At 64.0% G+C, this 22,263-nt stretch carries 18 protein-coding genes and 2 pseudogenes; 9 read left to right on the plus strand and 11 right to left on the minus strand.

The genetic code is table 11. From position 1 onward, the window contains the following. The first annotated feature begins 299 nt into the window (after positions 1-299). Entirely contained in the window at positions 300-1,193 is an 894-nt protein-coding gene (locus ABFP37_RS19065) for a DNA/RNA non-specific endonuclease (protein ID WP_347034567.1), read from the plus strand. Positions 1,194-1,266: 73 nt separating this feature from the next. Next, the gene (locus ABFP37_RS19070) at positions 1,267-2,064 is read left to right on the plus strand and encodes an SDR family NAD(P)-dependent oxidoreductase (RefSeq protein ID WP_347034568.1); all 798 of its coding nucleotides are present in this window, start codon (positions 1,267-1,269) and stop codon (positions 2,062-2,064) included. 1,107 nt (positions 2,065-3,171) lie between these two features. On the opposite strand, the gene ABFP37_RS19075 is transcribed toward ABFP37_RS19070, so the two are convergent. Continuing rightward, a complete protein-coding gene (locus ABFP37_RS19075) occupies positions 3,172-3,987 on the minus strand; it encodes a response regulator (protein WP_347034569.1) in 816 nt (271 codons plus the stop codon). A 310-nt stretch (positions 3,988-4,297) separates the two neighbouring features. Between ABFP37_RS19075 and ABFP37_RS19080 the strand changes: the two genes are divergently transcribed. The 3 genes from ABFP37_RS19080 (at position 4,298) to ABFP37_RS19090 (ending at position 6,706) form a co-directional block, all read left to right on the plus strand. Continuing rightward, the gene (locus tag ABFP37_RS19080) at positions 4,298-4,582 is read left to right on the plus strand and encodes a GlsB/YeaQ/YmgE family stress response membrane protein (RefSeq protein ID WP_078029516.1); all 285 of its coding nucleotides are present in this window, start codon (positions 4,298-4,300) and stop codon (positions 4,580-4,582) included. Positions 4,583-5,350: 768 nt separating this feature from the next. Then, the gene (locus tag ABFP37_RS19085; RefSeq protein ID WP_347034570.1) at positions 5,351-6,052 is read left to right on the plus strand and encodes a GAF and ANTAR domain-containing protein; all 702 of its coding nucleotides are present in this window, start codon (positions 5,351-5,353) and stop codon (positions 6,050-6,052) included. 9 nt (positions 6,053-6,061) lie between these two features. Further along, entirely contained in the window at positions 6,062-6,706 is a 645-nt protein-coding gene (locus tag ABFP37_RS19090) for a GAF domain-containing protein (RefSeq protein ID WP_347034571.1), read from the plus strand. Between the two features lie 660 nt (positions 6,707-7,366). On the opposite strand, the gene ABFP37_RS19095 is transcribed toward ABFP37_RS19090, so the two are convergent. The 4 genes from ABFP37_RS19095 to ABFP37_RS19110 form a co-directional block, all read right to left on the minus strand. Then, positions 7,367-7,732, minus strand: coding sequence for a family 43 glycosylhydrolase (locus tag ABFP37_RS19095; protein ID WP_347034572.1), 366 nt, complete (start codon positions 7,730-7,732; stop codon positions 7,367-7,369). Positions 7,733-8,084: 352 nt separating this feature from the next. Then, complete coding sequence (locus ABFP37_RS19100) at positions 8,085-8,915, minus strand: TDT family transporter (protein ID WP_185982287.1); 831 nt, start codon at positions 8,913-8,915, stop codon at positions 8,085-8,087. Between the two features lie 74 nt (positions 8,916-8,989). Next, complete coding sequence (locus ABFP37_RS19105; RefSeq protein WP_347034574.1) at positions 8,990-9,514, minus strand: PaaI family thioesterase; 525 nt, start codon at positions 9,512-9,514, stop codon at positions 8,990-8,992. Positions 9,515-9,626: 112 nt separating this feature from the next. After that, complete coding sequence (locus tag ABFP37_RS19110) at positions 9,627-10,277, minus strand: SDR family oxidoreductase (protein WP_313902467.1); 651 nt, start codon at positions 10,275-10,277, stop codon at positions 9,627-9,629. A 126-nt stretch (positions 10,278-10,403) separates the two neighbouring features. On the opposite strand from ABFP37_RS19110, the gene ABFP37_RS19115 reads away from it, so the two are divergent. Together ABFP37_RS19115 and ABFP37_RS19120 are read left to right on the plus strand one after the other, a co-directional pair. Further along, a complete protein-coding gene (locus ABFP37_RS19115) occupies positions 10,404-10,886 on the plus strand; it encodes a helix-turn-helix domain-containing protein (protein ID WP_347034575.1) in 483 nt (160 codons plus the stop codon). A 694-nt stretch (positions 10,887-11,580) separates the two neighbouring features. Beyond that, positions 11,581-12,933, plus strand: coding sequence for a serine hydrolase domain-containing protein (locus ABFP37_RS19120; protein ID WP_347034576.1), 1,353 nt, complete (start codon positions 11,581-11,583; stop codon positions 12,931-12,933). A gap of 341 nt (positions 12,934-13,274) precedes the next feature. Here ABFP37_RS19120 and ABFP37_RS19125 read toward each other — a convergent pair whose 3' ends face one another. Further along, positions 13,275-14,684: an MFS transporter gene (locus tag ABFP37_RS19125; RefSeq protein WP_347034578.1), complete on the minus strand. Its 1,410-nt coding sequence runs from the start codon at positions 14,682-14,684 to the stop codon at positions 13,275-13,277. A gap of 114 nt (positions 14,685-14,798) precedes the next feature. On the opposite strand from ABFP37_RS19125, the gene ABFP37_RS19130 reads away from it, so the two are divergent. Together ABFP37_RS19130 and ABFP37_RS19135 are read left to right on the plus strand one after the other, a co-directional pair. After that, on the plus strand, positions 14,799-15,347 hold the full coding sequence (locus tag ABFP37_RS19130; RefSeq protein WP_078029525.1) for a TetR/AcrR family transcriptional regulator: 549 nt from the start codon (positions 14,799-14,801) through the stop codon (positions 15,345-15,347). Positions 15,348-15,643: 296 nt separating this feature from the next. Beyond that, positions 15,644-16,218: pseudogene (locus ABFP37_RS19135) on the plus strand (aldehyde dehydrogenase family protein). A gap of 83 nt (positions 16,219-16,301) precedes the next feature. Here the strand turns inward: ABFP37_RS19135 and ABFP37_RS19140 are convergent. From ABFP37_RS19140 to ABFP37_RS19160, 5 genes and pseudogenes are all read right to left on the minus strand, one after another. After that, positions 16,302-17,312, minus strand: a pseudogene (locus tag ABFP37_RS19140) (zinc-binding alcohol dehydrogenase family protein). Positions 17,313-17,721: 409 nt separating this feature from the next. Further along, on the minus strand, positions 17,722-18,108 hold the full coding sequence (locus tag ABFP37_RS19145) for a VOC family protein (RefSeq protein WP_078029527.1): 387 nt from the start codon (positions 18,106-18,108) through the stop codon (positions 17,722-17,724). Between the two features lie 69 nt (positions 18,109-18,177). Next, positions 18,178-18,798 (minus strand): hypothetical protein, encoded by a 621-nt coding sequence (locus ABFP37_RS19150; RefSeq protein WP_347034580.1) that lies wholly within the window; start codon positions 18,796-18,798, stop codon positions 18,178-18,180. A 676-nt stretch (positions 18,799-19,474) separates the two neighbouring features. Next, a complete protein-coding gene (locus tag ABFP37_RS19155) occupies positions 19,475-20,095 on the minus strand; it encodes a hypothetical protein (protein WP_347034581.1) in 621 nt (206 codons plus the stop codon). Positions 20,096-20,690: 595 nt separating this feature from the next. Then, complete coding sequence (locus tag ABFP37_RS19160) at positions 20,691-20,969, minus strand: hypothetical protein (protein WP_347034582.1); 279 nt, start codon at positions 20,967-20,969, stop codon at positions 20,691-20,693. Positions 20,970-22,263: the final 1,294 nt, after the last annotated feature.

Here is a 22,263-nt window from a genome sequence, read left to right on the forward strand (position 1 = left end):
ACTATACCGAGCACGCTTCCGCCGGGGCGACGGCAGGGTCGATGAATGCGACGTTCAACTTCCACGACCAGCCAGTGACAGGGTGCTGCTAAACGAACAGGCGAGGGCTCGCCCTGCAGGCCGTTACACGGGTGGCAGGAGAAGAATCCGAACTTGCTGAGCTAGGGGACGACGCTGATGAACCGGAATGGCGGGAGTCTCTCGGGGAGCTTTCGGAAAGGCTGCGGGCCGTCCCCTGCGGTAGCCAGCGTCCACCAAGCCTTCATCGGACTCTCACCTTTGGCTGGTAGTGTCCGGCCATGGACGAGCTGCTGCAGAACCTGACAGTCACCGCGAAAGACTATGCGGGCCGGAAAGGCTTCGACGAGGACTTCCTTGGCCAACACGTGCCGCTGCCGGGCCTGGCCGGGGTGGAAAGCGTCCTGCTGCCCTACACGCACTTCTCGGTGCTGATGCGCCGCGATAAGCGGCTGGCGGCCGTCACCGGTGTGGGTATCGACGGCAGCACGCTCATGGACCTGGACCGGGCGGGAATCTCTTGGAAGCTCGATCCCCGGCTTCCCGCGGAGCAGCAGACAGGGGAGCGGGTCTACACCCGGAACGACATCGACCGCGGCCACCTGGTGCGCCGGTCCTCCGCGGTCTGGGGCGACACCGTGGCCGAGGCCGAGTTGGCGAACGAAGACACCTTCCACTACACCAACGCCGCACCGCGGGCCGCCAAATTCAACCAGGGCCTGGAACTGTGGCTGGGCATCGAGTCCTACCTGCAGGAGCACGCCGCCCAATACCGGAGCCGCATCGTGGTGTTCACCGGACCCATTTTCAGCGCCCTCGATCCGGTGTACCGGGGCGTGGATATCCCGCTGCGTTACTTCAAGGTCGCCGCCTTCATCCACCAGGGCGGCCTGGCAGCCACCGGCTACGTGGTGGACCAGACCCCGCAGCTGGCCGATCTGCCCGACGTGTCCCGGCCAGGGGTCACCGAGGATGTCCCGCCGCTGGGCCCGTTCCGGACCTTCCAGGCACCCATCCGGGACATCGCCGAGCTCACCGGCCTTGACCTGGACCAGCTGGTTGCCGTGGACCGGATGCCCGTTGCCACGACTCTCGGCGCTGCCCGGGTCGGGTCCACCTGGCGGGAGCTGGGCGCCGCCGAAGACCTCGACCTGGACTTCGACCTGAAGGATTAGGCCCGGGACGCTTCTGGCCACGCCAGGTCAGGGCAGCTGGGCCTCAAAGACACGCCAAGCAAAGGAGCAGGACATGACGGCCACCGAACCCACCCGTCCGATGTCCGGGAAGGTCGCACTCGTCACCGGGGCCAGCCGCGGCATTGGCGCCGCCATCGCGGCCACACTGGCAGGCTCCGGCGCGCACGTCGTGCTGGCTGCACGCGACAGGGACGCCTTGTCCTACCTGGTCGAGACCCTTACATCCTCCGGCGGGCAAGCCACGGCCATGCCCGTCGACGTCACCGATGAGGACTCGGTGAAAAACCTGATGGCAGGGATCAGCGAGCGGTTCGGACGCCTTGACGCTGCGGTGAACAACGCCGCAGGCGGCGGACGCGCTCCGGCGCCCCTGAGCGACTGGGCCAGCGAGGACTTCGACAGCGCAATCGCGGTGAACCTCCGCGGAGTCTTCCTGTGCATGAAGTACGAAATCGAGCTCATGCTCGCTGCGGGAAGCGGTGCGGCGATCGTGAACATGACCTCCACGGCAGGCGAACAGGGCGTCGCCGGGCTGAGCGGCTATTCGGCAAGCAAATTCGGCGTTGCAGGCCTGACCCGGGTCGCTGCGCTCGACTACGCCGCCCACGGAATCCGGATTAACGCGATCGCTCCCGGGCCCATACTCACCGACCGGCTCGCCGCGGCGGGCCAAGCCGCCCAGAACCGCGTAGCCGCAAGCGTTCCGCTTGGCCGGATCGGCACCCCCGGCGATGTTGCTGCGGCAGCACTCTGGCTCTGCTCGGACCAATCGTCGTTCGTCACCGGCACCGTTCTCACAGTTGACGGCGGCAAGCTCGCAGGAACGCCCGCCTTCAATACCAGGAACTAGGAGAAGGAATGAGGTCTACGAATTCTTCGACGCGGTCCTCTGAAGCGGACCTTATTACGGGTTGACCCCGGCGCCGGCGGCGGTGGGAGTTGTCCGCCGGGGAGGAACTGGAATCCCGGGGGAGGTGTAGTTGTTGATGAAGACGCGGGCGAGCTGCTGCATGGCGTGAATCCAACCGGATCGCGTTCGTCGTCCGCGACCTCGCCGGTTGTGGCCTGAAGACCCACAGCTGGAAGTCCACCACCGGCTCGCTGTAAAGCCGCAGGGACGAAGAAAAAGGACGACGGCGGCACTTTCGTGCCGCCGTCGTCCTCCCAGTCGCTAACCGGTCAGTGGCAAAGCCCTCGCCGACTGTTATCTGTGGTTGTTCGAGACCCAGATGGTGACGGTGTTGCTCCTATCAAAATCGGACGACCCGTTCCTGTTGCCGCCCCGGTCGTCCTGCACCCGGATCCTGACGGTGTGGTAGACCGTTACCGACCTCTCGCCCCGGGTCGGCAGTCACCCTCTCCACATTGACGATTCTGTCGTGACCGGAAACCCATACGGTGTCCCAGGCATTCGGTGTCCCAAGGGTCGTGCTTCTGGAACATTCTTTGGTTGTAACGAACCTGGGCATCCTTGTCGCAGTGAATCCTGAACGGGAAACTAACCCTCACGGATTTGCGGTTCCCGTTGCGGGGATCGCCTCTCACGGCTTCACTGCCGTGGTTGGAAGCGTAGGGGTCGAGAGCCGTGACCGTGCAATCGGCTTTTCTGGAATGATCGGGCATTGCAGTGGCTGGCCCGGCCATGGCAACAGGACCCGCAAGCAGTCCCAAGGAAACTGTCGAGACCAGCCCGAACCTGGCCGAGAAGGAATGGCGGCTTCGGATCGTCGGAGTAACAGTCATTTCTTGCTCCTGCATAACTATGCAAACTTCTTTGTAGCCGAGCAGCACTGGCCGATCACGTTGCGTTGGCAGGCTAAGTCAGCCACCTATGTCCGTAATTAAAAAAGGCTCCCGTAAAATGCGGGAGACCAGGGACCGGATTCGTTTCCAAAGCGGTGTCCTTGGATCCGGTAACTCACTATTTTACGCCTGACTCTCGGTTGGAGCGCTTGTCTCACCGAGATGTCGAACATGGCCGCCCGAGGATCGCGCCCTTCGGATCGGACGGTGCCCTCCAGCAGGTCAGTCCGCCGGACCCGGTAATGCATTCCCCTGTCAGTCCTGGGTGCGGCGACCCATGCAGGGTCCACCCTGGACCGAACACGGAGAGCCTCCGATTTCCAGGGAACGCAGCCGCCGACAGGGGCGGAAAGGCGCCGGCGTGATGGGCCTGTGGGCCTCGCCGGGGACATCCGGCGCCGTCCCCCGACGCCCGGGCAGCAAGAATCAGGAGTTTGGCGCTGGCGGCGCTGGCCAGCGGGGCGGTGAAAGCGGCCAGTTGGCCGAGGAACATCAGGAGCGCAATCCCCAGGGCGCCGGCGTAGGTCAGGGCGAGCACCAGGGTGGACGAGTCGTGCACCTGGCATGTGGGGCGGACGGGCTTTGCGAGGTAGGCGTCGGCGCCGGCAGCCATGCCGTCGATCTCTTCGCCGGGTTCTGCCCACGCGGTGATCATCAAGATCGGTGCCTTCGAGAGTGCCCGCAGGCCGCGCGCTACGTCCAGGCCGATGAGGTCCGAAAGGCCCGGGTCGAGAGTTATGAGGGCCAGATCCATTGTTCCGGCCGCCCGGAGACTTCCTGTGTCGGTGGGTTTCGGCGCGGACCACGAAGCCCATTCCGGTAAGGACAAAATGCAGAACAGGTCCCGGATTGCCTGGTTGTTTTCGATGACACGGCAATTGTCTGAATTCAGTTGTTCCCGGCCACGTCCGCCGCCACAATCCGCAACGAAACCAGCACAGCCGCACGCGACCCGTCCGTCCAACCCCACCGGCGGGTCTAAACAACAGCTCAAGCGACCCCATACGACGACCGGACCTCCGTCGGGAGCCCTGCCCTATAGACGACCTGCTGCTTTACTGGATCCACCACGGCCGCATCGGGGTGATCGGCCAGGGCATTGAGGCGTCAGCCACGAAGTTTCATGGTCTTTCTTCTGCGGTCTGCTCCCGCCTGGCTCGCTGACATCTTACCCCTTCATCCAATCATCGAGGCTTGTCAGATGCTAAGCACGCTGATCATACTCAGAGTATGGCCGGTGATGGCCGGCTGTTAGCTGACTGACAAGAAAGAAGTGCGTCATGGGAATCCTCGGATTTCTCGTTCTCGGCCTGATCGCTGGAGCCATCGCGAAGGCCATCCTTCCCGGACGGCAGGGTGGCGGGTGGCTGGTGACCCTGCTCCTGGGCGTTGTCGGTGCGATCCTCGGCGGGTGGATCGGTTCGCTCATCTTTGGCGGAGGGCTCGGAAGTTTTTTCAACCTCCGGACCTGGCTGCTGGCCATCCTGGGATCCGTCATCGCACTGGGGATCTTCGCCGCCGCAACGGGCGGAAGGCGGGGGATCTTTTCCCGGCGCAGGCTCTGAAGAGCCCAAACGGTCCGATAGCGGTCGGCGCCGCGGCGACCCCGAGCTTAGAGCCCGCCCTACAGCGCGGTGACTAGCTACCATTCGGGGACCGGCGCGGGGCTGATTTCCGCCGCCCTGTCGCCATGATCGGGCCACCTAGAGCTCCGTGCGGATGCGCTCTGTAGATGGCACCCAGGGTCCGCAGCTAGGTGCTCACGGTGGTCGTGCTATCTCTGTTCTCGGCTGCGGCAGCGGAGATAATGATTTGCAGATCACCGGAGCTGGGCCGGCGGCGGATGAGCCTGCTGAAACCCAGGCGGAACCCCAGCCCGCCGCAGGCCCTTCGTAAGGCTGGCCGGTGATGATGCGTGCGTGATCCTCACCTCTGCGTGCCCGGCAGAGCCAATGGTGTGGCCGTCACGCACCACCCCGGGCACGCAGGGGACGGGCTGCGTGTGGTTTCGCGCCGATCTGACCTGAAGTCTGTGCAGCTTGGCGTGTTTAACCGTCGGCCGGTGGGAGCGCCGTGGCGGGACTCTCCGGCGTCCGATGCTCTGCAGGGGCCGCGCCTCTGTGCGGCGCGCTGCGATGCACTGAACGGGTCTGCTCGGGCGCCCCGACCTGCAAACCCGGGCATGATCGGTCTATTCTTAGCTGTGAAGAGCAACTGTTCCGGTTCCGCGCGCAACCGGATTCTGCCACAAAGGATGATTCGGGATCTGAGGCTCACCATGGATGCTGCACACGCCGCCGAGGAGCCATTCCCGTTCCGCCAAGGCGTGTTCCATGGTTGATTCCACCGCTAGAGTGGGCGCCCGGGGTGACGCTGACCTGTGTACGCCGTTTCTGAGGCAGCTGCCTGTGAGCGGTGCCGCCGTGTCCATGTTCGGGGGAGCGGCGTCGGAGACCTTAGTATGCGCAAGCGATAAGCTGGCGGCCCGGCTTGATGAACTGCAGTTTGATCTGGGCGAAGGTCCACGGTGGGAAGCGCGCCACACAAGGCTCGCGGTTATGGTCCCTGATGTTCGCGACGCCCACCCATACTCGTGGCCGGTTTTTAGTAAAGCAATCCTGGAGACCGAAGCCGCGGCGCTGTTTGTCTTCCCGCTGACCGTGGGCGCTTTGGATCTGGGAGTCGTCGAACTCCACCACACGAAACCGGGCAGCCTGAGCGAAGCCGATCGCGCGACCGCATCGGTGCTCGCCGCCCAGACGGCATGGCATCTGTTGCGGCGGGTTCTGTTGGTGAACTCGCCGGACACGGACCCCGCAGTGGAAACGGCACTGTTGTCCAGACGGGAAATCCACCAGGCAACGGGAATGGTCCTGGCACAATCAGGGACTTCCGTTGCAGACGCCCTGCTGCTGATGCGCGCACACGCATTCGCCAATGCGCTGTCACTACGGGAAACGGCTGACGCGGTGCTGCAGGGAAGCCTGAATTTTGCCCCGCAGAATGACAGAGACGGCAATCGTGGTCTGCAGTAATATGGCCACATGGTGACGACAAGCCGCGCCGAGCGCGTCAGCGCGGCCTTCGTAAGAATCACGAACACGCTGGTCGCTGACTACGACGTGCTGGATTGGCTCCATGCGCTCGTCGAGGCAGCAGTCGATCTTCTTGATGCCGCCGCTGCTGGCTTGCTTCTGGCTGATCCGCACGGCCAGCTGCAGGTCCTGGCCTCCGCCAGCGAACGAAGCCAACTGGTGGAGATACTTCAACTGGAGGCTGGCTCCGGGCCCTGCGTTGAGTGCTACCGGACAGGAACACTCGTGGTCGTGGAAGACATCCCCGCCATGAGCGGACACTGGCCAGAATTCGAGGCGGCCGCCCTCTCACAGGGCTTCCGTTCGGTGCACGCGGTGCCGCTCCGTGTTCAAGGCAGGACCATCGGGGCCATGGGCCTCTTCGGTGAACATCCGGGCACCCTGACCCAGGAGGATGTTGCCATCGGCCAGGCGCTGGCAGACGTGGCCACTATCAGCATTCTGCAGGAGCGCAGCATCCGGGAATCAGCCCTGGTCAACGATCATTTGCAACGCGCCCTGAACAGCCGCGTCCTCATCGAACAGGCCAAGGGCGTCTTTGCCTACACCCGGGGGTCGATATGGACGAGGCCTTCCGAGGGTTGCGCACCTTAGCGCGCGCCAGCAACCAGAACCTGCACGACACGGCAGCCCACGTCATCGACCGGACGCTGACTCTCTAGGCGGCAAAGGCCTTAGCCAGCAGCTCAGGTGGAAGATCCGGCAGTAGTTCGCGAGGAAAGTTTGCCTAGAGGAACCTTGCAGTCATCCCCTCCAATCTGGGTACTACTGGGTCACCGTCCGTGCCGACATCCGCGCATATCCCAAGGTGCGCGGGGAAGACTGCGAGTGTCCTGGAGTTGAAGGTGCCGCGACCCGAGAAGCCAGAACAGCCGGGCCCGGCGCACTCCCCCCAGCCGCATCGGACCCGGCATCCAAAGACCCGCGCCAGGCCGGGGTGGCATGGCGGGCCACCTGGAGGATCTGCGCAGCCGCCGCTGGTCCGGCACGAGCATGGAACCGCGACAGCCGCAGCTGGTATGCCTTTTGAGTGTTTATGGCACGGCCCGAATGCGACAGCCACAGGGCGTAGCCACTGCATTCTTCCCTACTAACGAAGCGATCATCCATCACAACCCACACCTTGTTGTTTCCCCGACCGAGCTCGCAAGCGCGGATCATCGATTCGTCCGCCGCTCTCGAATGCCGCTCCTGCCCCTTGCGAGGTCATTGGCACCTCGGCGATTGACCCGTCGTCGCCGATTTCGATCGGTTCTACACAAAGGCGGCGGCGATACCGGCGAGGTAGTAGGTGTCGCCGATCCTTCTCATCGAGGAGCCTTCACTGAAGAAGTGCTCTTCTTCAGTGAGCAGCGGACTGCGTTGCGAAGCGACGTCGAGAGACATCATGTCATCGTTCAGCGGGGCGCCGTGGGCATGAATCTGGCCCCAGTCGTAGTAGGCGGCGCCGTGGTCATCGACGAAGACGGCCGGATCGATTCCCGTTGCCGGGAGCCGCACCGCGGTGCCGAAGGGCCCTTCCGTACGGTCGGAGCGGGCAACTCCCTCGCTTCCGCCTGAGAGGCAGAAGTAAAGGTTGTAGCTGCCGTTGCGTTCGATGGCATCGGGCGCGAACAGCATGCGCTCAGGCCGTTTTCGGAGGACGAGGGAGAGCGCCAGACGAAGCAGGTCCTTAGCCCTCGGCCCGGAGGCCCTGCGGTCCAGACCTTATCGGCAATGGTTGGCCAGGTAAGGCTGCGATTTAACCGCCAAACGAAGTTACAGTCACAACATATCTGCGCCGGCCCCGAAACTTCGGTCCATCTGCCCGTTTCGAAAGCGGCCGGTTTCAGGAAGCAGGAGCTTCACCGCACTTCTGTGCTCTGTGGTGTGGCAAGTCTCCGTGACTTAGGGCGATGGCTGTTGGGACGGTGCGAGCGGCAATGACCAACGTGAAGGCCGTTGCGAGGCCGAGAATCGTCCACGCGTAAATTTACCGGCCGGGGAGGTCGGTTGTTGCAAGCCAGCGGATGGAATAGTTCGCGGTGGCACCAACGGGAAAGGTGAACACCCAAAACATCTGCGTGAAGGGAAGCTTGCGGTACTCGGGGAGAAGCATGACCTGCGTCAGTGCCATGATCACCAGAACGCCTGTTAGGCCAAGCTGGACGGCCCCCACAGGGCCTGGATGTGACAGCATCCAGGCAATGTTGGCCGTTGCAGGCGCAGCCAGGTACGCGGACAATCCGGTCTTGGCTGCTGCTGTCAGCTCGCCGCCGGTCATCAGCCGGACAGTGACCACGGTTCCTACGACCAGCCAGAAGAACGCGCCAATGCCAAACGCGGCCGTGGCTGCATCACGGGCGTGGATGCTTGAGAATCCGATGCTGGCAACGAAGAATCCGGGCACGACGGGCAGCAGGTAGCCGGGATGGATGGACTGCATGGAGACCCCGCCGGTGACCCAGTGGGCGAGGAGCTGGGCGGCGACGATGGCAAGGGCGGCAATGAAACCCACGCACAGCCAGGCGCCCCATGGCGGCAGATACTGGCTGTAGTGGGACGAAAGCAGGATCCCCACTAGCGGGATGAAGGACGCGAAAGGCCCCGCCACTTCGTGTCGCAGGTCGGCCCGGAATGCTCTTTTCCGGCGAAGGCCCCGAAACACGTAGGCGGCGGTCAGGATCAGCCACAGCGAGCTGGCTGCCCCGTAGAGGATTTCCTCCGGCCACATCGGGGACCCGAGAGAGCTCCTCGCGGCGGACCAGCCACCGCCAAGGCCGGCGAGCCCCAAGGGCATGCCGAAGCGGCTCAACGCGGGCATTCCCGAAAGGGGGGCCGGGGGCAAGGCGCGATCCTGAGCGGCAGGTGTCAGGGCAACGGCGGTGCCGGTATCAGTCATGTTGTCAGAGCGCCCGGTTGGTGGGGGAAGATGAGCAGCGTGCTCGTGGCGGTGGCGAGTAGTTCTCCGTCGGCGGTGCTGAGGCGGCCTTCGGTGAAGATCACCCGCGAGCCGGCTTTTACGACTGACCCCTCTGCGCGCAGAGCACCCCTGTGAAGCGTGATAGGTCGCAGGTACTTGACCGCCAGATCGATAGAGGTGTAGCCGATCCCTGCTTCCAAGGTACTATGTGCTGCGCAGCCGAGTACCGTATCGAGGAGCGTGCAGGCCAGGCCGCCGTGCACCATTCCGAGGGGGTTGTAGTGCGCTCCTCCCGGCCAGCACTGGAACTCGACGTGTCCGTACCTCGCATCGACGAGATCGAAATTCATGAGGGAAGCGATCGGCGGCGGCGCAATGCTGCCATCGCGGAGGCCGGAAAAGTAGTCCAGACCCGACAGCCGTGGCAGCTGTTCGAGCGCGACTGCCGGATCAATCCAGGTGAAGGTTTCCGAGCGTTGCGCCGAGGTGTTGATTGTCACCGGGGTTTCCTCCTTAGAGCTCTGCAGGCCTTTAGGGTTTGTCGCGGTCATACCGGTGTGTTGGCTGCCAGGGTCGGGTACAGATCCGAGATCGAACCAGACAGGCCGCGCTTCACGCCAGCGCTGATTTCGTCCACGATGACCTCGTACTCACCCTGCTCGAGCCCATTGAACGACTTCCGCGCGACTTCCTCGGGGAGATCTTCGGGGCATTCACGCCCTTGGCCATGGCTGTGTCCATGTAGCCGAGGTGAACGCCCGTGACCTGCGTGCCTTGGGGGGCCAGTTCCACGCGGAAGGAGTTGGTCGCCGACCACAGCGCGGCCTTTGATGCGCTGTAGGCGCCGGTGAGTGCGATCCAGCTGAGCACCGAGTGGATGTTGAGGACCGCTGATGTCCCGCTGGCCGCGAGCACCGGCGCGAATGCCCTGGTCAAGGCGACCGGTCCGAAGAAGTTGGTCTCCATGACCTCACGGATCTTCTCGTCGGGGAGTGCCAAGAACGTGTCCGATTCGACGCTCATGCCGGCGTTGTTGATCAGAACGGTGACGTCCTGGGCCTGGGTAACGGCGGCCCGGATCGAGTCAGGGTTGGTGACATCGAGGGCGAGGGGGACGACCCGGGAGTCGTTCCACTCTTCCGGGCGGCGGGCCGTCGCGTACACCTTCGCAGCACCCCGGGCGAGGGCCTGCTCCACGAGCTCGCGGCCCAGGCCTCCATTTGCACCGGTAACGAGGACGACGGCGCCAGATAGCAGTGGCATGGATTCTCCTGATCTCAGAAAGGCGGCGACGCGGTTGTCGTGACCTCAGAGCATCAGAGTAGCCGGGTGAGTTTGATTTTCCCACTGACTTGTATACTTGAAGAAAGTACCGAAAGCAGGTGAGCGATGAATCGGCCGACCGATAAGGCAGTAGATGCGCCCAGGGCGTGTTTCATCGCGGCGGGGCTCGACGTGCTCGGGGAGCGGTGGGCGCTGCTGGCGCTTCGCGAGATGTCCTTGGGCGTTCACCGGTTCGATCAGATCGCGCGTAATACCGGCGCGTCCCGCGACATCCTGACGGGCCGGCTGCGCACACTCGAAAGCCACGGCGTGATCGAGCGCGTCCAGTACTCCGAGCGCCCCCCGCGCTACGAGTACCACCTCACAACTTCCGGGGCCGAAGTCGCGCCCATCCTCATTTCACTCGCAGCGTGGAGCAGTACATGGATGCGCGACGAGACACCCCGTGCCTCCTACCGACACAGTTGCGGGGCCGACCTGAAACCGGTGGTGTCGTGTGCGGAATGCGGTGAGGCATTCACCCCAGGAAGCCTGATGCTGGGACCGCTTGTGTCAGCGGCCGGTACGGTCCCGGCGTCCGACCAGTAAGAACAATAACCGGACATAGGACGACGGCGGTATCTCCCGCCGTCTTTCTTGGGCCTCGGACTGCGGGTAGGTGCCGTGGGAGTGGTGCTCCGCTGAGTGGTCGTTTTCTTCATACCCTTTCAATTCCCTTGGGGTGGGATGGCTACATGACAACGCCGCTCAAACGCTTGGTTTTCAGCCGAATGATCGTACGAATGACCTGGGCCAGGACGCTCGCTGACCCTGTAGCGGATGGTTTGAGTCTCCCTCATCGCCAGCCGGTTCCCGGCTCCCGACACCATTATTCTCGTGCGGGCGTAGGTGCTCGGCGCCGTCGTGCCGAGGGAGGTCGATACGGAGGGTGGCGCCGATGTGGTTGGGGTCGACGCTGAGGCAGGCCAGGCTTTCCCTGGGCCAGAAGCCGCATGCACGGCGCCGAACACGGGTCCGGTACGCCGATCTGACGTCGTCCACCCCGAAGAGGGCGTTTGGCCGTCTTGGGTGAGAACATCACAAGGTCGAGTGAGGTTATCGCGACTTCGACGATGCGCCGGCTGCCGTAACAAGTCCGAAAGCGATGAGCGGTGTATTCCGTTTCCAGCGGAGCGCAGTGTGAAGGTGTTTTTCTGCCATCTCGTGCGGCCGCTGGGGGTAGATCTCGCGGCGCCGCTGGGGTAGGTTGAGCGCAACTATCAGCGTCGGCGGGGAGTCAACCGTGACCAGTAGCAGGCCCAAGAACAATTGGCATGTCCCGTCCCGCCTCCTCATCGCGTTCGGCATCGCAACCGCAGCTGCATTGGCGATCACCGCGTGCACGTCCACGCCGACGCAGACCCCGGTGTCGTCCACTGCACCGCCGTCGGGGGCCACTCCAAGTAACGACACGACGGCCGGAGGAAAGACGGGATCTGCGACTCTGCGCGGACTGGACAAAGCCAGGGTCCAGGAGACTTTCCAGGCTCTTGCCAAGGAGCTGCTCGTACCGGGAGCGGCCATGATGCTGCGCACCACTCAAGGCGACATCAACCTCACCTACGGCGTGACTAGCGCCGGAGGGACAACCCCTGTCTCACTCGATGACCACATCCGCATCGGCTCCATCACCAAGACATGGACCGGGACCGTAATCCTGCAGCTCGTGCAGGAAGGAAAACTCAAGCTTGAGGACCCCGTTTCGAAATACCGCCCAGACGTACCGAACGGCGACAACATCACCATTGAGCAACTCCTGACCATGCGTAGCGGAATCTACAACTACTCGGAGTCGTACGAGCTCAGCAAGGCCCTGGATACCACGCCACAACGGGTCTGGACGCCTGAGGAGCTCGTGGCCATCGCCCTTCCGCTGCCCGTCTATTTCGGCCCCGGCAAAGGCTTTCACTATTCGAACACCAACACGGTTCTGCTGGGGCTCATAGCCGAGAAGCTGGATGGTAAGGGCTTCGGCCAGATCGTGCGGGACCGGATTTTGGGACCACTCGACCTGAACCAAACATCCTTTCCGGCGTCGGACTCTTCGGCCCTTCCGGAGCCTTTCTCCCGCGGCTACATGTACATGGACAACCTCCTCACCCTGTCCACGACCAAGCTTCCGGCCGACTTGATCGCCAACGCACAGGACGGCTTATTGAAACCGAACGACTACACAAACGCCAACCCTTCTTGGACGTGGGCCGCTGGGCAGGGCGTCTCCACGGCGGGCGACCTCGTTACCATGGCCGAGGGCCTCACTGATGGCAAGCTGCTCAACCCGGACCTTCAGAAGAAGCGGATGGACAGCCTTGTGCCGGTCGACGCGGACAACGCAGGCGCGGCCCTGTATGGCATGGCACTGGCCCAGTTCGGCCCGCTCTACGGACACACTGGCGAACTCCCCGGCTACAACACCTTCATGGGCAGGGATCCGCAGAACAAAGTGACCTTGGTCGTGTGGACCAACCTTGCCCCGGCGCCGGACGGACGGGACCCGGCGTCGACCATCGCCAAGGCCATCATCGGGGACCTCTACGGCGCAGCGCCTTCAGGGCCAGCCACGCGGTCAACGTCAGATACGGCGCCGCCCGGCTGATGAGCCCTTGGCCCGGCGGGGGAAACAGCAGTCGGCGACAATTCTCGCGAGTTCCTCCTATGTGACCAATCTTCTTCCGTGACTTGTTGCGACGCCTGGAGGCTGCCGGATCGCCGCCGGTCTCCGTCGCCAAGGGCAAAAGAAGGCCCACCATCAGGCCTGGAAGAGTCTGACACAAGGGACTTCAGATGTTTGGCCTCATCAAGCTTGGGGACCAATAGGGGCCGCGCCGTCAACAGTCTCTCATAAGCGAGGGCAAGCTCAACGCCAACATCACCCAGACGCCCGCCACGTATCCAGGCTTGTTCCATCCGTGTAGCTTCGCCCGTGAACGGGCGCCCTCATGCTTCTTTCCGAGGTCTGACGGCCAGCCCGACGACGGCTGCCAGCGCGAGGGCGGAGAGGATGGTCGCCGACCAGAACCCGGCCCGTCCGCCGGTCAGGAAGTCGCCGGGGGTGGCAAAGGCCGCGTAGGTCGAAGCCACGATGGCCAGTCCGACGGCGCCGCCAAGCTGCTGCATTGTCTGGAAAAGACCCGAGGCGGACCCTGCGTGCTCGGGTTCGACGTTGCGAAGCGCGAGCGTCGTGAGCGGCATGAACGTTATGCCAGCTGAGATTCCCGTCAAGAGAAGGGCAGCCATGACGATGGCGAAGGGGGTGTCCGGACTCAGTTGCGTGAGCGGCAGGAAGGCGACCACGCGAAGGGCGGTGCCGAAGATGGCGAGGCGGACGGCCCCGAAGCGCTCGACCAGTCGCGGGACGATCCGCGACATCGCGAAGATGCTCAGGGGCATCGGCAGGAACGCCAGCCCCGTCAGCAGTGGCGTGAGCTGCAGATCGTTTTCGAGGTACTGGACCATGAGGAAGAACATCGCCAGCATCCCGCCATAGGTGGCCGCCATCGCAGCCAGCGCCGCCACCCGGCTCGGGCTGCGGAGTAGCTGCGGGCGGAGGAGGGGGTGGGCCACCCTCCGCTCGGTGAAGGCGAGCACGGTGATCAGCGCTGCGCCGACCACGAGTCCGCCGATCGTGCGGGGACTGGACCAGCCGTCGTCGCCCGCTTGGAGTAGAGCCCACACGATGGCGACGGCGCCGCCCGTTGCGGTCACCGCTCCGAGCACGTCGAAGCGCCCGGGTCTCCGGGGAGTTTCGGCGACGAGGCGCGGCACGGCAAGGAGGACGACGACGCCGATCGGCACGTTGATGAAGAGGGTCCACCGCCAGTTGGCGATGTCGGTGAGCAGGCCGCCAAGAATGAGCCCGAGGGCGCCGCCCATCGAGGCGACGGCGGAGAACAACGCAAGTGCCCGGTTCCGCGCGCGGTCGTCCCTCGCGCTCGTGGTGATGAGCGCAAGCACGCTCGGGGCGGCGAACGCGGCACCGAGGCCTTGGAGTGCGCGTGCGATGACGAGGAGCAGGGGTGAGGTGGCCAGGCCGCCGAGCAGCGAGAAGACCGTGAAGACTGCGACGCCCACCAGGAAGGTGCGGCGACGGCCGAAGACGTCTCCGATCCGTCCGCCGAGCAGCAGGAGGCCGCCGAAGGCGACGGCGTAGCCGTTCAGGACCCAGCTGAGCTGGGCGCGGGTGAAATCGAGGTCGGTGGCGATGTGGGGGAGTGCGACGTTGACCACTGTCGCATCGAGGACAAGCATGAGTTGGGCAAGCATGACCAGCCAGAGGCCAATGCTGCCAGCGCGGCGGCCGGATGGCGCGATCCCGGCGGGCGCTCGGGTGGCGATTGTGGATGTCATGGGGTGGTGTCCTGTTCTAGCCGATGGGCTGACGTACACTAAGAGGAGAGATGCTCCGGTTAAGACTATACGGAGACACTCTCCGTTTGGCAACAATGTTTGAAAGGTGTTTCTGTGCGCGCTGACGCCCAACGCAACCGCGATCGGATCGTGGAGGTTGCACGTGCGCTGTTCCGCGCCAAAGGCTTCGACGCCGTCTCAATGGACGAGGTCGCCAAAGGGGCCGAGGTGGGCCCCGGCACGCTGTACCGGCACTTCCCGACCAAAGAGTCCCTGTACGACGCAGTCCTCGAGGCCTGGGCGGAGAAGGTCAACGCTGCAGTCGACAGGGCGCTTTCGCTCGACGCCTCCGCGCGCGAGCAGCTGTTGGCCTGGCTGACCGACTATGCGGCGATGCTGACAGAACACAAGGGTGCGGCCGCGCGGATCACTGCTGCGCTGGGTGATCCCGGGTCTCCATTCGCAGCAAAATGCACTACTTACCTCAATGCGAATCAGCGCCTAATTGACGGGTTGGACTCGGCCCTGCGCCCCGGCGTCGAGGCAATGCAAATCAGTCGGCTTGTTGGCGGGATGGCTGCAGTGGCAGACAACAGCGAGCTTCCCGCCGAATCAGTGGCATCGATGCTCGCAATCGTCGCCGACGGACTGCTCGCTCCCTGACGGCTGCGGAGAACGCATTCGAATGATGAAGGGACGTCCCGCCAGAGAATTCCGATGGTCGATCCGGCCATTTCCCATCAAACAGAAGCACCAACTGCGATGGGCGGGCGGGCGTGTAAGGCCGGACGCGAAGGCGCCGGTCGCCCTCGTCGTGGATTCCCGTCGTCGGACGACGGCGGTGAGTGCCCACGGGAACAGGGCGTCGACGCCGTCGACTGCCGCGACCTCCCGACATTGTCGATGGCGAGTTTGCTTTCGGCGGGACGGGTCGGTAGTCCGGCGCGACCGCTGGGGGTCTGCGCGCTGATCGCCCCTGGAACTTCCCCCTCAACCTCGGTCATCAAACTGGCGCCGGCACTGCTGCGGGCTGCGCCGTGGTGATCAAGCCGGCGTCGCCCACTCCGCTGTCCATCCGGGTGATTATCGACGCCGTTGCCGCGGCCGGGGTCCCGGCGGGTGTGGTCAACCTGGTCACCGGTTCCGGCCGGCTGGGGATGTGCTGGTGAAGCACCAGGGCATGGATAAGGTGGCGTTCACGGGTTCGACGCCGGTGGGCCGGAAAATTGGCGCGGCCTGCGCTGAGCTGCTACGCCCGGTCACGCTGGACCTGGGCGGGAAATCCAGCGCCGTTGTGCTGCCCGACGCGGATCTGGACGCCATGTCCAAGGTGCTGATCCGGTCCTCCATGCGCAACACCGGCCAGACCTGCCACGTCTCCACCCGGCTCCTGGCGCCAGCGAGCCGCTATGACGAGGTGGTGGACATGGTCACGGCCACGACCGCTGCCGGGAAGCAGGGTGATCCGCTCGATTCGGCCACCGTGTTCGGCCCCTGCGCGACGGAGCCCCAGTACCGGACCGTGCTGGAGTAGGTGTGACAGCTACCCGTAGGTCGTGAGGCGCTGACGGGCGCCGGCCACGATGACTGTGGCCGCAGTTTCCAGCTGGCCCTCGGTTAGTGAGGATCGCTCGCCGCGACGACGATCTTGCCTAGCGTGTGGCCGGACTCCACCGTGGCATGTGCCTTGCGAAGATTCTCGGCGTTGATCGGGTGGAACGTGTGGGTAAGCGTGCAGCGAATGATCCCCGCGTCGACCATCGAGGCGACCTTGTTGAGCAGCCGGTGCTGCTCAATCCTGTCCGGTGTTTGGAACAAAGAGCGCGTAAACATAAGCTCCCAGTGCCATGTGAGGCTTTTGCTCTTGAGATGTGCCACGTCGACCTGACCCGGATCGTCGATGGCCACGATCTCGCCGAACGGTTTCAGGATTTCCCCAAAAGCGTCCAGTTGGCCTGCCGAATGCGTGGTGAAGATATAGTCGACGCCCTCTGGAGCGACACGCTGAACATCCTCCCGCAGAGCTTCTCCGTGCCTGACGGTCTCATGGGCTCCGAGGGAGCGGACCCACTCCTGGCTTTCTTTTCGGCCGGCGGAGGCGATGACATGCTAACCCGGTATGAGGGCCTTGACCAGCTGGACCACCATGGACCCGACTCCACCTGCACCACCGATGATGAGCAAAGTCCCTGAACTGTCCTGCGACAGGCCAAGTTTGACGAACAGTCCCTCCCACGCGGTGATGGACGTGAGCGGAAGTGCGGCGGCCTGCGCGAAGTTAAGGGTTTTCGGCATACCTCCAACGAGCCGCTCATCCACTGCCTGGAATTGTGCGTTGCTTCCCGCACGATTGATGGTCCCCGCGTAAAAGACGTCATCACCTGCCTTGAACAATGTCACGTCGGCGCCAACGGCGCGGACAGTCCCGGCTGCGTCGTAGCCAAGCACCTTGGGCCTGCCGGCAGGGTCATTGCCGGAACGTACTTTCACATCAACAGGATTGACGGAAACCGCATTAACTTCCACCAGAAGGTCCGTCGGGCCGACTTCAGGCAAGGGGAGGAGGACATCTTCAAGGCTGGCATCATCAGAGATCGGAAGGTTTTTGGTGTAGGCAACTGCGTTCATGGTCTTGGTCATGAAGCCATAGTGATCCGAGGGGAGTAGTTACCGTCAAGGGCCCTTAATTCCTTTTGGTTACGATATGGATTTCTTAGACTCAGGACGTAGCGTCCAAACCGGATCAAAGCCTGGGTTGGCGGATCGTCGAGTAGTTGCCGCGTTGGCCCAATAAACCTGGCGAGAGGGCCTCGAATAGAGGGCTGTCGCCGACTGCGGCGGTCGTTCGGCGCGGCTAAACCATCCCAGCCCATGTCCGGGTCCACACCGCGTCGGACGGGTGGCGGAAACGGCCGTCGGATAGCGCCATAGGGGATCTTCGGGCCGTTCCAATCAGACAGATCTGGCAGCAACCGCGGCGCTTCGCTTCCAGAAGGCAGGGCGAGCTGCCAAGGCTGCCGTCAGCGTACCTAGGACTTCATGCAGCACCCGATCCATACGGACGCGTGATCGCCTCGAGGAAATGCCCGTCAGGATCCGCGAAGTAGACGCCACGTCCGCCGTCGTTGTGGTTGATCTGCTGCGGGCGGGACCGTCCCGGGTCCGCCCAGTAGGGGATGCCCTGGGCCTGGATCCTTGCGAAGATGCCGTCGAAGTCCTCCTCGCTGACCAGGAAGGCGTAGTGCTGCGGGGAGATGGGCCGGTCCGCCGTGGCGAAATCGAGGGCCACGCCGTGGTCGAGGGGCACGGTCATGAAAGACCACATGGCTTGGGGTTTCGGCAGTCCGAGCACGTTGGCCAGGAACTCCGCCGAACGGCGCTTGTCCGTTGCGTAGACGATGGTGTGGTTGAAAGTGACCGTCATGGTGACCTCCGCGGGTGTTTTGTTTGCGACCTTCTAGGTCCAGCGCTCTTCAGATTTCAAGGCCGCCCGCTACGTCCTTGGAAAGGCCTTGGCGATCGGCAGCACCAGCATGTAGCCGGTCGGCAGATTGCTGCTCCAGCGTCGCGGTTCGCGGACGACGAACTGCGTCGCCAACTGCTCGGGGGTGAGCAGGGTGTTGGGTGCGGGGGACGGTCCCCACTGCTGGTCGCCATGCGGGTAGAGCGGATCTTGGACGCGGATGCCGGTGACCGAGAATTTCGGGAACTGGTCGGGGTCGCCGAGTGACGCGAAGCCGCTCATCACCCATACGTGGCGACCGCGCCACATGACCAGCCCGACGGGCCGGCCTGTGTCAGCGATGGCGCGCGCCGCGGTCCGCAGCGCTTCCTCGTAGTCGGCGATGCTGACGACGGTGTACGGCCCCATCCCGACCTCGGTCAGCACTTTCGCCCAACCCAAGGGGTTGGCACCGTTGAACGAGTTGGACGACCGTGCCCGGGCCATCTCCCACAGCTCGCCCTGGTGAACGCGATCGGCCCACGTGCCGGCCCCCTTGTCGTCGATGAGGTTGTGCATGATCTGGATGCTCGCGGCCACACACCAGTCAAAGGTGTACTGCGGCACGAAGTCCCCCTCCTGGTAGAGGTTGAGGGCGTACGCCCGGGGCACCGGGGTCGGCGTGGGAACCGATGTCGGGGTGGGGGACGGGGGCCGCTGAGGACCGGGGACGACATCGCGCGCGGCTGGTGGGGCCGAGGAAGTCTGGACCGGCTGACCGGTGGCGGCCTCATCGAGGCTGGCAACTGGAGCGCAGCCCGAGAGGAGGGTCGCTAATGTGACGAACCAAGCAAGAAGACGGAGCGGGACGCCGTTCATGACCGGTCCAGTTTATCGCGACGCGGCGGGAATGCGTCGTGCAGGGGATGTCACCCATGAGCCTCAACGCCACCAGCGACCCGTGATGGAAGAACTCGCACATCTGCTGCGCAAGACAGGTTAGCGGGAAGGTCCATTGGGCTGCTAATGCTGCAGGTGACAGACCGATTGAAGATCTTGGAGCCCGGTCTTCCCGGGGCAATCAGGGAGCTGCGGCGTGCGTGCTCTGCATACGCGGCAGCTGTTCGGACGTCACTTGGAATGTGGCAAAAAGGAAACCGGGGCCGGCGACGAGACTGAAGCCTTCTGAGACGGGGCTTAGGTACCCCAGCTGGCGCCGGACCCCTGGCTAACCCGATCTGCTCATTCCCCTCGGCGATGGGGCTTACGGCAGGACCTCCCGCGGAGGCCTTAGCTGGCTCGAGCACTTGGATTCACCGCCCTGGGCTGGACCGAGTGGGAAGCGGCGTCATGAGCCTGCTTTCGGTGCCACGGAACTCTTGCTGGCCGGCGGTTTTCCCCCGGTATCCGCTTTGTGTGCCGCGTCCTCGCCTTTAGGTGGCGCTTCGTCCGGCTTTGTCCCGGCCGGGCTCCATTGGTCCAGTCCCTTGAGCGGGCGGCCGATCAGCAACAGCGTTGCCGGAGACACAGCTGCCAGAGTGAAAACAAACGCGAGTAGGGCCAATTCGGTCCCGTTCATTCGTCCTGCCCGCACCAGGTCAAGACAGCTGACGATCAGTACGACACTTATCAGGGACATGACAGCGAGCATGGGGACGACCTGTTTGGACAGGTCTGTCCACCTCTGGAGCTGTTGGTTGATTGACTTGCTGACGTCCACGGCAGCTAACAGCATGAGATTGCGGGCCCTGCGTGCTGCCGCGTGTTCGGCGGTAATCCCCCCGGCTTCTTCGAGCAAGCGTCGTGCTATGTCTGCCCGTTCATCGTCGTTCGTCAGGTGTGCCAACAGCGCGTTTTCTCGTGTCGGTAGCCAGGCGGCGCGTCCCTTCCGGTCGGTTTCGAAGACCACGGCCTTCTCAATGAGGGTCTTTGCCGCAACCTCAGCGTCGGCTTTTTGATCGCAGTCCACGCCTCGGCCGGAATTTTGGGTACGCCGGCCAGTACTTCGTGCGGCGCCGGAGGTGCCGGTGCTGGTGCCGCAGGCGGCTTGGGTTCCGGGGTGTCGCGGCCGGCGGCTGGAGGCTGGACGGCTGTCTTAGGACCCGCTTCATGGTCGTTGTTTCCCGCTGACAGGACCTCCGACAATATGTTGACGAAACCGTCCATGAGGGTCTCGGGTGCACCGATCTTGGCCCCGCCGGTTTGGTCCTTGCGATAGAAGATGCGGTCCGGGCTTTTCAACCGTGCCTCACGGACCTCGAACGGGCTCGCCTCGACTATGGCCAGGTCCCTAACGACGGCTGCGTCGTCAGTCTCAAACGTGCGTGCCACCTCGACGTCGAGGGAGTCCATCCCAGGAGGTGACGTCCGCTCCCAGCCAGCGGCCGTAAGTGCCTCGATGGTCTGGCCCTGTTCAAGCCGGAGTTTTAGGTGGACAGTGCGCGGCATGCGGTTCTCCCAGTGGCTTCGGCGGGAAGGTCCAGCGGACTGGATGAGCGACAATGTAAGCCCGGTGGCGGGAGTTTGGGAAGTCCCCTGGCGGAGCCGTGCAGCGGACACAAAATTCAGGTGACGTTCGGCGCGCTGGCCAGGATGTAATCGGTCGCGGCGGGACCGGTCATAGCCAAGGCGTTGCTCGTGGGACTGATGCCGTGCAGGTCCTTGAGCGCCTTGAATAGCACCCTGGGAGGCGCGGCGGGGGAGTGGGTGATCAGGCACCAGCTCGTGTACAGGCCGTACAGTGCATCCGGCCCGAGTCCTGGCCCTGCTTCCCGGTCAGCGGCGATGGCTTCGTCGAGAAAACGGCCAAAGGGTGAAGCGGCAGCCACGCTGCTCATCGACACCGTAGAAGCATAGGGCCGGTGCCCGCCGGGACCGCCTACGCCAAATTCGGCTCGGTGCCGTGACCAATCGGCCGCAGACCACACAACCGGGTCAGGCCACGGCCCACTCCCAGCCAAAAGAAACGGATGCGGGGCCCTGGGCTCCGGGATTTCAGACATTTGGCTGCTCCTCAACATGGAAAAGAGTGAGTAGCCAGGGTCCGGGGCGACATGATCAGTTTAGAGGTCAGGGTCGACGGATCCATAGCCAGCAGTGCGGCAGCGGCAGTGATTCCGTAGGCCAGGTGAGGGATAATGTCGCTGATCCAATCCGTGCGGGACCAGCGGCGGGGATCGGTCACTCCGAGAGCTGTCATAGGTCCGTTGCCTACTACAAGGGCTCCTGCCGTGGCGGTCAGGAAGGTGCCCAGTGGGCCGGGCCGGTATCCGGCAGCGCGGGCCAGCAAGGGCGCCGCCGAGGCCCGTTCCCGCCATGATGCCAAGCAACGGGCCCAGCCCGGCCAGGCGGTTGCTGCGTTCCTCGCCGCTTCCGGGGATTGCAGTGCCAGCCAGGTCGGCCATCCTCTGAACGGTTGCTTCCGGTGTGGTGCTGGCAGGGCGGGCCCGCTAGACCATATCCAGATAGGCGACGGCGTTCAGAGCGGGAGTGCCGGCAGCTCCGGCAGCGGCCCCGGCAGCCAAAGCTCCCAGCGGAGTCAAGGGGAGGCCCGCCGGTGCTACTAGAATGTTCCGAGCCATGAGTCCTCCCGCCAGTTAGGACCCGTGCCGGTCCATCCGCCGCTGTCTTCATGTGCCATCATCGTGCTCCCGGAAGGGCCGGAGGGCAAGAGGACTCCAGTGCGCGGTGCGCCTTCCGGTTCAGGGGGTCGTTGAGTTTCATCGTTTAGCATCCGGGGATGATTCATTTGCGGGAGGAGCAGTTGTGTGGTGGGATAAGTTCTCTTCTGGCGCCCCTGAGTGGCCGGGTATCGTGGCCGGCGAGCTGGGACGCGAGTAGAATTTTGGCAGGCCGGCGGCGGTATATGAGCCGCATGTGTCCCCCATGCCTGCTGGCTCATCCCAGCCCGCCACCGGCCCTGGAACGTTGCCCGCGCGCCGGGAATCCGCCGGTACTTTTCGCGATCGACGGCAAGTGGGATCATCGCTGTATGAGCGAGAAAAGGGACAAAGATGCCCCGTTGCCCCTCGCGGCTTCAACGGTGGTGCGAAGGCCGGACCACGGAATATACGCGGGACCTCTCTCGACGCAGGTGCTGCGAACCGTGGGGCGGCGCCGGCATGATGCCGAGGCAAA

The organism is Burkholderia sp. RS01 (assembly GCF_039748055.1).
GTDB lineage: Bacteria > Actinomycetota > Actinomycetes > Actinomycetales > Micrococcaceae > Arthrobacter.

Coding starts and splice junctions, on each gene's coding strand:
- ABFP37_RS19085 (WP_347034570.1), top strand. CDS start 5,351: ATGGTTGATTCCACCGCTAGAGTGGGCGCCCGGGGTGACGCTGACCTG.
- ABFP37_RS19125 (WP_347034578.1), bottom strand. CDS start 14,684: ATGACATCCACAATCGCCACCCGAGCGCCCGCCGGGATCGCGCCATCC.
- ABFP37_RS19100 (WP_185982287.1), bottom strand. CDS start 8,915: ATGCCCGCGTTGAGCCGCTTCGGCATGCCCTTGGGGCTCGCCGGCCTT.
- ABFP37_RS19110 (WP_313902467.1), bottom strand. CDS start 10,277: ATGCCACTGCTATCTGGCGCCGTCGTCCTCGTTACCGGTGCAAATGGA.
- ABFP37_RS19145 (WP_078029527.1), bottom strand. CDS start 18,108: ATGACGGTCACTTTCAACCACACCATCGTCTACGCAACGGACAAGCGC.
- ABFP37_RS19065 (WP_347034567.1), top strand. CDS start 300: ATGGACGAGCTGCTGCAGAACCTGACAGTCACCGCGAAAGACTATGCG.
- ABFP37_RS19115 (WP_347034575.1), top strand. CDS start 10,404: ATGAATCGGCCGACCGATAAGGCAGTAGATGCGCCCAGGGCGTGTTTC.
- ABFP37_RS19080 (WP_078029516.1), top strand. CDS start 4,298: ATGGGAATCCTCGGATTTCTCGTTCTCGGCCTGATCGCTGGAGCCATC.
- ABFP37_RS19090 (WP_347034571.1), top strand. CDS start 6,062: ATGGTGACGACAAGCCGCGCCGAGCGCGTCAGCGCGGCCTTCGTAAGA.
- ABFP37_RS19095 (WP_347034572.1), bottom strand. CDS start 7,732: ATGCTGTTCGCGCCCGATGCCATCGAACGCAACGGCAGCTACAACCTT.
- ABFP37_RS19070 (WP_347034568.1), top strand. CDS start 1,267: ATGACGGCCACCGAACCCACCCGTCCGATGTCCGGGAAGGTCGCACTC.